Raw genomic sequence first — 8417 nt, forward strand, 5'->3', positions numbered from 1 at the left:
CGGGACGAGCGATTGTCAGGTCCAGCGATTGCCAGGTCAGGAGGACTCAGGATGCACGATGGTGCCGGCCACCCCGGCCAGCGCACCCGCGATGGCACCCAAGGAGGTGATGGCCGCCGGCTTGCCGCTGCGGCGCGCGAACCGGCAGGCGGCGCTCACCTTCGGCCCCATGCTGCCGCTGGCGAAGGCGCCCTCGGCGAGCAGGGCCTCCAGGTCGCCGACCTCGACGCCGGTCAGCGGCACCGGGTTGTCGGTGCCCCAGCCGAGCACCGCATGCTCGACGTCGGTGGCGATCACCAGCCGGTCGGCGGCCAGCGAGGTCGCCAGCAGGGCGGCGGTCAGGTCCTTGTCGATGACCGCCTCGACGCCGCGGTGCCCACCAGGACTGCCGTCGGCCACCACCGGGATGCCGCCGCCACCGGAGCACACCACCGCGAAGCCGGCGGCCAGCAACACCAGCACGGCTGGCGCGTCCAGGCAGCGCAGCGGCTCCGGCGAGGCGACCACCCGGCGCCAGCCCCGCTCGCCGCGGTCCTGCCAGTGCTGGCCGTGGCCGATCATCACGGCTGCTTCGGCCTGGCTGAGATAGCGCCCGATCGGCTTGGACGGGCTGCTGAACGCGGGATCCTCGGCAGCGACCTCGGTGCGGGAGACGACGACCGCGGTGCGCGCCGGCAGGTCCCGGGCGGCCAGGGCGCGGTCCAGCGCGTTGAGGATCAGCAGGCCGACGGTCGCCTGGGTCTGGGCGCCGCACCAGTCCAGCGGCACCGGCGGCACCACCGAGGCGGCCAGCTCGTTCTTGACCAGCAGGTTGCCCACCTGCGGGCCGTTGCCGTGCGTCAGCACCACCTGATGGCCGGCCCGGATCAGCTCGGCGATCGGCTCGACGGCCACCTCGATGGCGGCCTGCTGGTCCTGCGGGCGGGCCGAGCCGTCGGCCGCAGTCATCGCGTTGCCGCCCACCGCGATCACCACCCGCATGAGGCGTCCTCCTTCGACGACATCGCTCCGTGCCGCCACTCTGCCAAGGCGTGGGGCATCCGGCACCGGCGATCATCGCCCAACTGCCGGGCGTTGTCAGCACCAGCGGCGGCGACCACCGGGTGTGAGCCACGTCTCGCTCCACCCCGGCCAGGAACCAGCCGAGCGTTCCGAATGACTAACGCGGCGCACCCTTGCCGCTCGGACGTTCGAAGTGATGACAGAAGGAGAACCTCATGAGGCGCTATCGCCGGGGGCCAAGCATCGTGGTCGTCCTGCTCGGCGCCTGGGTGGCCGGCTTTCTCGGCGCCGGCGCCGCCGCGGCCCACGTGAGCGTCTCTAGCCCGGCCGCGGTCCAGGGCGGGTACGCCAACCTGACGTTCAGGGTCCCCAACGAGTCCGACACCGCGAGCACCACCGGGGTGAAGGTGCAGCTGCCGCCCGGCCAGCCGCTGGCCTCGGTGTCGGTGCGGCCGACCAAGGGTTGGACGTACACGCTCACCAAGGCGAAGCTGGCGACTCCGATCAGCTCCGGTGGCTCCAGGGTCACCGAGGCGGTCAGCGTCATCGAATGGAAGGCCGCCAGCGCCCAGAGCGGGATCAAACCGGGTGAGTTCAGCCGGTTCACGATCAACGCCGGACCGCTGCCCAAGGCCCCGACGATGACCTTCAAGGCGATCCAGACCTACAGCGACGGCGAGGTCGTCTCGTGGATCGAGGAAGCCGCCGCGGGCAGCACCACCGAGCTCGAGCACCCGGCGCCCGTCCTGAAGTTGGCGGCGGCGAGTGCGACGAGCCCGGCCGGCGCACCCAGCAGCACCCCGCCGGCCGCCACCACGACACCACCTGCCAGCTCGGCGCCTGCCGCCAGCACGGCGCCTGCCGGCAGCACGGCATCGGCGACTCCCAGCCAGTCCCAGCTGACCGTGTCCGGCAGTTCGGACGGCGGCAGCGGCACCAACACCGCGATCGTGCTGGGCGCCCTCGGCGTCCTGCTCGGCGGCGTGGCGCTGGCTGCTGTCCTGTTTCGCAGGCGCGCCAACCGGGCGGCCTGACCGCCGGGCGGCCTGACCACCAGACGATGATCGCCGGACGGTGATCGCCGTCGGATCAGCGCGCCGGTCGGATAACGATTAGACCGTCGCTCTCATCTATTTTGTCCGATTTAGGATACTTTGAAGCCGTGGAGGCCGAGAGAGTCTCGGTTCGGCAGCCAGCAACGGTCCATCGGGGGCAGGGCCAACACAGCTGCCCGCAACCCGAAGGAGAACCCCCATGTTCAATCGCAGGCGATGGCCGATGGCAGGGCTACTGGCCGGGGCGGTGACGCTGGGCCTGACGGTCCTGGCGCCTGGCGCACAGGCCGCTCCGGCTCCAGCCGGTCTCGGCAGCTCGGTGAGCACCACGGTAGCGGCGACCTCAGCATCCGAGCTGAATTCCACCTCCGCGTACTGGACGAAGGAGCGCAAGGCCAAGGCCCGCTCCGCTGAGAGCCTGGTTTCGCGCTCGACCTCGACCCCTGCACCGCAGTCCGGCCAGAAGACCGGCGCCCCCGGAAAGATCGCTCCGTCAGCCGCCACCAAGCCGGCGCCTCAGGAGCGGCGCGTCGACCAGTCCCGGCGTGGCGAGGTCTCGACGCTGGCGGTGAACGCCTCCGCCACAGTGGGCAAGGTGTTCTTCACTGACCCCACCAACGGCGGTAACTACGTCTGCTCGGCCTCGACGCTCAACAGCGGCTCCAAGCAGCTGGTGCTGACGGCCGGTCACTGCATCCACGGTGGCGCGGGCAAGACCTGGATGACCAACTGGGTGTTCGTGCCGCTGTATGACTACGGCAACCAGCCCTACGGTCAGTGGCAGGCCAAGTACTTCACCACCTTCAACTCCTGGATGAGCAGCTCCGACCTCAACCGCGACGTCGGCATGGTGACCATGTGGCCCAACCAGTACGGGGCCGTCGTGAACGTGGTCGGTGGCAACGGCATGACCTGGAACCAGCCCTTCTCCCTGCCGATCACCGTCATGGGCTACCCAGCGGCTCCCCCGTATGACGGCGGGTGGCAGTGGGCCTGCCAGGGCACCACGCACCGGCCAGGCAGCGAGTACAAGATCGCCATGTATTGCGGCTTCACCGGCGGCTCGTCCGGCGGGCCGTGGTTCTACGCCTATGACAACAACACCGGGCTGGGCTACTCCAACGGCGCCATGTCCACGCTCACCCCGAGCACCGGTTTGAACAAGGCGTCATACTTCGACACCTCCGTGTACAACATGTACACCTCGGTCGCCAACCTGACCTAAGACCAAGCGCGCGCTGGTGGTGGTCGCCTCGTCGGGGCCACCACCGGCACGCGTGTCCAGGGCCTCAGCTCGCCGCCGGCGCCGGGTCGATGCCGCTGGCGCCGGCCGGGCGGGCCAGCAGCAATTCGAAGACCGCGGCCTGCGCCGCCGGCTCCAGCTCGAAGGCCTGCAGCTGTGCCAGCCGGGTGGTCAGCGGCGCCGGCGCGGTGGCCGCCGCCGAGATCCGGGTCTTCAGCTCGTAGGACAGCTGGGCCCGGTGCAGCAGGGCGAACAACCGGTCCTCGACGTCGTTTGCGGCCAGTTCAGGCCGGGCGCCGAGGCTCACCCGGACGGTCGAGCCCACCGGCACGTCCGTCACCCGCACGCTGGTCCGCCGGTTCGAGCGGAGCACGGTTGCCAGGACCGGGTCGCCGTCCAGGCTGACCTCGGGTCCGGTGTCACCCCCGGCGTAGGCCAGGAACGTCACCGTCCAGCCGCGCCGGGCCGGCAGGCACCGGGCATTGCCGCTGACCGGGCCGATCCGCAGGACGCCGCCGGCCTGATCGAAGTCCAGCGGGGTGCTTGCCCAGCGGTCGGAATCATCGCCCGGCCCGACGCCGTCGTCCTCGATCAGCTCGAAGGCGCCGTCCTCGCCGAGCACCACCAGCACCTCCAGGTCCGCCGGGTTGTCGGCGGCGTTGGCCGGCGCCTCGGCAGCGTCGAGCACCACGATGGCGCCGGTGCGGGCCAGCACCGGGATCGCGTCCGGGCCGCGGTGCAGCCGCATCTCCCGGCCGCCGTCATAGACCAGCTCGGTGAACAGGTCGACCCAGGTTCCCGGCGGCAACCACGCGGTCACCGCGCCCAGCAGCAGCTGCCGATCAGCCGGCGTGGTGATCGGCGCGACCACCAGCTGGCTGCCGAAGGCGTACTGGTTGCGGGCCCGGTAGGCCTCGGCCGCCCACGGGTACCGGTAGTACATCGGCGTCACCAGCGGCACACCCTGGTGCGCGGCCCGGTGATTCATGGTGTGCAGGTAGGGCAGCAACCGGTGCCGCAGCCGCAGCGCGCCGGTCATCGCCTGCTGGGCCTGCAGGCCGAACTGCCAGGGTTCCTTGCTGGTGAACGGGCTGAGCACCGAGTGCAGCCGGCAGATCGGTGAGAAGACGCCGAACTGCAGCCACCGGGTGGCCAGCTCGTCATCCTTCGCCCCGCCCATGTGGCCGCCGATGTCGTGACTCCACCAGCCGTAGCCGATGTTGGAGGCCGTCGCCGTGAACTCGGGTTGGAAGTCCAGCGACGCCCAGGTGGTGATCGTGTCGCCCGAGAAGCCCACCGGATAGCGGTGGCTGCCGGGGCCGGCGTAGCGGGAGAAGGTCAGCGGCCGGCGGCCGTCGCGGGCGCTGTCGAGAAAGTGGAAGTGGTTGAGCATCCACAGCGGGTCGATGCCGGCGATGCGGCTGTGCGGGCCCTGCTGCCAGTCCAGCCACCAGAAGTCCACGCCCTGCTCCTCCAGCGGCCGGTGCAGGATCTCGAAATAGGCCGTCAGGAAGTCCGGGTCGGTCACGTCGAAGGCGACCGGGCGCCCGGTCGCCGGATCGACCCCCAGCGCCTCGGCCATCGCCGGGTAGGCGTCCTCGTGGGCGCGGACGCCGTCGGCCGGATGGTCGTTGAGGGTGACCTTCAGCCCGCGCTCGTGCAGCTCGGCCAGGAACGCCGGCGGGTCCTTGAACAGCTCTCGGTTCCAGGTGTAGCCGGTCCAGCCGCTGCCGTACTTCGGCTCGATGTCGACCAGGTGCCAGTCCATGTCCAGCACCGCCACCGAGAACGGGATGCCCTCCTCGGCGAAGCGGTCCAGCAGCGCCAGGTACTCCGCGTCGCTGTAGCGGTGATACCGGCTCCACCAGTTGCCCAGCGCCCAGCGTGGCAGCAGCGGCTGCGGCCCGGACAGCGCGTACAGGGCCCGCAACGCCTGCGGGTAGTCCCGGCCATAGCCGAACAGGTACAAGTCTTCGGCGGCGCCGGGCCGCGGGCTGACCCAGCCGTCGGGTTCCAGGACCGGGGTGCGCGAGTCGTCGATCATCGCGTAGCCGTTGCGCGAGAGCACGCCGGGCTCAAGCGGCAACGGGCCGTCGATCATGTCCAGGGTGCGGGCGGTGCCGCCGAGGTTGCCGTCGCCGTCGGCGGGCCGGTCGCCGTAGCGCCAGACGCTGTGCCAGCTGCTCACCCCGCCGAGGACCTGCACGCTCAGCCCCGAGGTGGAGAACGGGCCGCGGTCATAGACCAGGTGCAGCCGGTCGGTGAGCACCTCCAGGTGGGACTCGGTCTCGACCACCTCGAACGCCGGCACCGGCAGCTCACGGTTGATGGCGAACGCCGAGGCCCGGTCCTCGAAGGCGCCCTCGGCTGCCCGCTCCAAGCGCAGCAGGCCCTCGGTCAGCACGGTGATCCGGTAGTCCGGACCCCGCACGATCGCCCGGGGGTCCGCGACCGGACGGCTGGGCAAGCGGTAGCGCTGATCCATCTCTTCTTTCTACTGCACCAGCGCCAGACGGCTAGCGGCTCGAAGGAGCCCCGACGCTGCCAGGCGCCGACGAGTCGACGCTGACGGTCTAGTCGGGCGGGTCGACCGAGTCCAACCACGCCAGGATCTCGCCGGTGTGCTGCCCCAAGGTCGGCGGCGCCTGATGCCTGCCGCGGCCACCGGAGTCGTAGCGGATCGGCGGTCCGGGCAGGGTCAGGGCACCCAGGCTGGAATGGTCCACCTCGACCAGCAGCCCCTGTGACCTGGTCTGCTCCCACTCATAGACCTCGTCCAGCGAGCGCACCTGTCCCGAGGGGGTGCCGAGCTCGGCCAGGATGGTCATCAGCCGCTCCCGGGGGTAGCCGCCGAAGGCCGCGTCCACGGCGGCGATCACCGCCTCGCGGTCGGCGACCCGGTCGGCATTGCGAGCCCACTCCGGCCGCTCCAGGCCGAAGGCCGCCGCGAACGACTGCCACAGCCGGTCACTGCCCACCGCGATCTGCACCAACCCGTCGGCGGCGGAGAACAACCCGTACGGGCAGATCGAGGGATGGTGACGCCCGGCCACTCCGGGAACCTCCCCCGCCACGGTGTAGCGGGTGCCCTGAAAGGCGTGCACCCCGACCATGCCGGCCAGCAGCGAGGTGCGCACCACCTGGCCGCGGCCGGTTCGGTCGCGCTCGTGCAGGGCGGCCAACACCCCGTAGGCGCCGTACATGCCGGCCAGCAGGTCCGCGATCGGCACGCCGACCCGGGTCGGCTCGTCCGGTGACATGCCGGTCAGCGACATCAGCCCGCCCTCGCCCTGGGCGATCTGGTCATAGCCCGGCCGGCCGCCCTCGGGGCCGTCGTGGCCGAAGCCGGTGATGGACAGGATGATCAGCCCGGGGTTGAGCTCGTGCAACCGCGCCATCGAGAAACCGAGCCGGTCGAGCACCCCGGTCCTGAAGTTCTCGACCAGGACGTCGGCCTGCCGGACCAGCCGGGTCAGCACCGCCGCGCCGGCCGGGTCCTTCAGGTCCAGGGTGATCGACTCCTTGTTCCGGTTGCAGGACAGGAAGTAGGTCGACTCGCGCTCGCCCTGGGAGGGTGGGTCGGGCCGGACGAACGGCGGCCCCCAGCCGCGGGTATCGTCACCGTGCCCCGGCGCCTCCACCTTGATCACCCGGGCGCCCTGGTCCCCCAGCATCATCGCCGCATGCGGGCCGGCCAGCGCCCGGGACAGGTCGATCACCAGGACGTCGGCCAGCGGGCCGGCGCCGCCGTCCGGCGGCTGGTGTTGCGCGGGAGCAGTCTTCGGGGCGGGATCGGTCATGCGCCCAGGCTAGGTGGTCGGCACCGGCTGGTCAGAGGTGGTCGCACTCGGAGGACTAGGGACTGCCGGACAGCGGGGCGTAGCTAGGCCCGCGGTCAAAAGAGGCTAGCCGGTGGCCTGGCCGGATGCCGAGGCCCCGCAAGCGGGGCATCCGCCTGATCGCATAAACATCAGGTCCACCGAGTTGGCCAGGACAACGGCGCGACGTACGACCCGGCCAGCGTGTCCATCACCTGGCGACTGCTGGGCGCGGCCGAGCGACCACATCAGCGTCGAACAGGTTGACCAGCGTCACTGCGAGCGAGACAGCCACCGTCGCCTCTTCAATCGACACGTCCCCCGGAGCCGCGGGCTGACCCCCATGGCGGTCATGCTGCCCGTGCCAGAGCATTCGCATCATGCTGATGAGGACCTCCCGCGACGGCGCCCGGTCGTGCTCGCGCTCCATCGGAAGTCCCCAGTCGCCCTGCTGTTCGATCTGCGCAAGTACGGTGCCAAGGGTTGCCCTCTCGTTGGTTGGTGACACCACCGGGATGGCCGCGTCCTCCACCGCCTTGACTGCGAGCCCGTAGGCAACGCTCGGGTCTGGGGTTAGGCCGTAGAGCTCTCCCCAAGCCTTGGCCAACCTGGCACCTGCGCGCCCTGCTCGTGCCATGACCGAATCAGCGGCCTCCTGCACTCCCTGCGGTACGCGACGGACGAGTCCAGGTTTGCCGTGGCGGCTCCCCACCTCCCACGCTGACTTGCTGCGAGCAAGTAACGAGTCCAACTCGCCAGCCTGTGCGTGCCCACCGTGGGCGAGAAGATAGTCCGCGATTTGAAGCGGCGCGTGGTGCTTCACCAACACCGAGATCGCTGCGGCAAGCTGGTTTTTGCCTATGCCGCTGTCGACCGAGTCCTTCCGAAGATTTGGCAGAGGGATGCGCAGTGCTTGGCACATCTGTTCAGCCAGATCGGTGTCGAGCATGTGTGCGTAGTATGCCTGGCCGTAGACGGAAGGGCCCCTACGGCGCGCCATAAGCGCCGGCCGCACCCAAGCCCAGAAGGCGGCCGTCATCCACTCGGGCACGCCGTCGTGAAGCGCGTCGTACTCCGCGACCGCGTCCTCGGTGTCGACGCCGAGCGGGCGCCAGGTCTCATCACTCACGCGGTCGATGTTGTCACACAGCTCCGACAGCTAGCTGTTCTGCCCTGAGAGGTTGGGGACGCGGCTTGCTGGTGGGTGGCCTGCGAGTGCGGTGTGGCCGCGGTGGTGGTTGTAGGTGTGGAGCCAGGTGGTGAGAGCTTGGCATCGTTGGGTGTCTGAGTGGTAGGGGT

Annotated in this window: 7 protein-coding genes; 2 read left to right on the plus strand and 5 right to left on the minus strand. The window is 70.4% G+C overall.

Annotated elements, in window-relative coordinates; genetic code table 11:
- Nucleotides 1-36: 36 nt before the first annotated feature.
- Nucleotides 37-981, minus strand: a complete 945-nt coding sequence (arcC, locus tag VF557_13130) for a carbamate kinase (GenBank protein ID HEX8081146.1) — start codon at nt 979-981, stop codon at nt 37-39.
- 236 nt (nt 982-1217) lie between these two features.
- On the opposite strand from arcC, the gene VF557_13135 reads away from it, so the two are divergent.
- Nucleotides 1218-2036, plus strand: coding sequence for a YcnI family protein (locus VF557_13135; protein ID HEX8081147.1), 819 nt, complete (start codon nt 1218-1220; stop codon nt 2034-2036).
- Nucleotides 2037-2280: 244 nt separating this feature from the next.
- Nucleotides 2281-3282, plus strand: a complete 1002-nt coding sequence (locus tag VF557_13140; GenBank protein ID HEX8081148.1) for a hypothetical protein — start codon at nt 2281-2283, stop codon at nt 3280-3282.
- Nucleotides 3283-3346: 64 nt separating this feature from the next.
- Here the strand turns inward: VF557_13140 and VF557_13145 are convergent, their stop codons facing one another.
- The 4 genes from VF557_13145 to VF557_13160 all read right to left on the minus strand — a co-directional run.
- A complete protein-coding gene (locus VF557_13145) occupies nt 3347-5785 on the minus strand; it encodes a TIM-barrel domain-containing protein (protein ID HEX8081149.1) in 2439 nt (812 codons plus the stop codon).
- An 88-nt stretch (nt 5786-5873) separates the two neighbouring features.
- Nucleotides 5874-7100, minus strand: a complete 1227-nt coding sequence (locus VF557_13150) for a CoA transferase (protein HEX8081150.1) — start codon at nt 7098-7100, stop codon at nt 5874-5876.
- Nucleotides 7101-7329: 229 nt separating this feature from the next.
- The gene (locus tag VF557_13155; GenBank protein HEX8081151.1) at nt 7330-8247 is read right to left on the minus strand and encodes a hypothetical protein; all 918 of its coding nucleotides are present in this window, start codon (nt 8245-8247) and stop codon (nt 7330-7332) included.
- Nucleotides 8248-8277: 30 nt separating this feature from the next.
- Nucleotides 8278-8417 (minus strand): IS481 family transposase (locus VF557_13160; protein ID HEX8081152.1); only part of this gene is annotated, 140 nt, incomplete at its 5' end.

The sequence above is a fragment of the Jatrophihabitans sp. genome, from assembly GCA_036389035.1.
In the GTDB taxonomy this organism is placed as follows: Bacteria; Actinomycetota; Actinomycetes; order Mycobacteriales; family Jatrophihabitantaceae; genus Jatrophihabitans_A.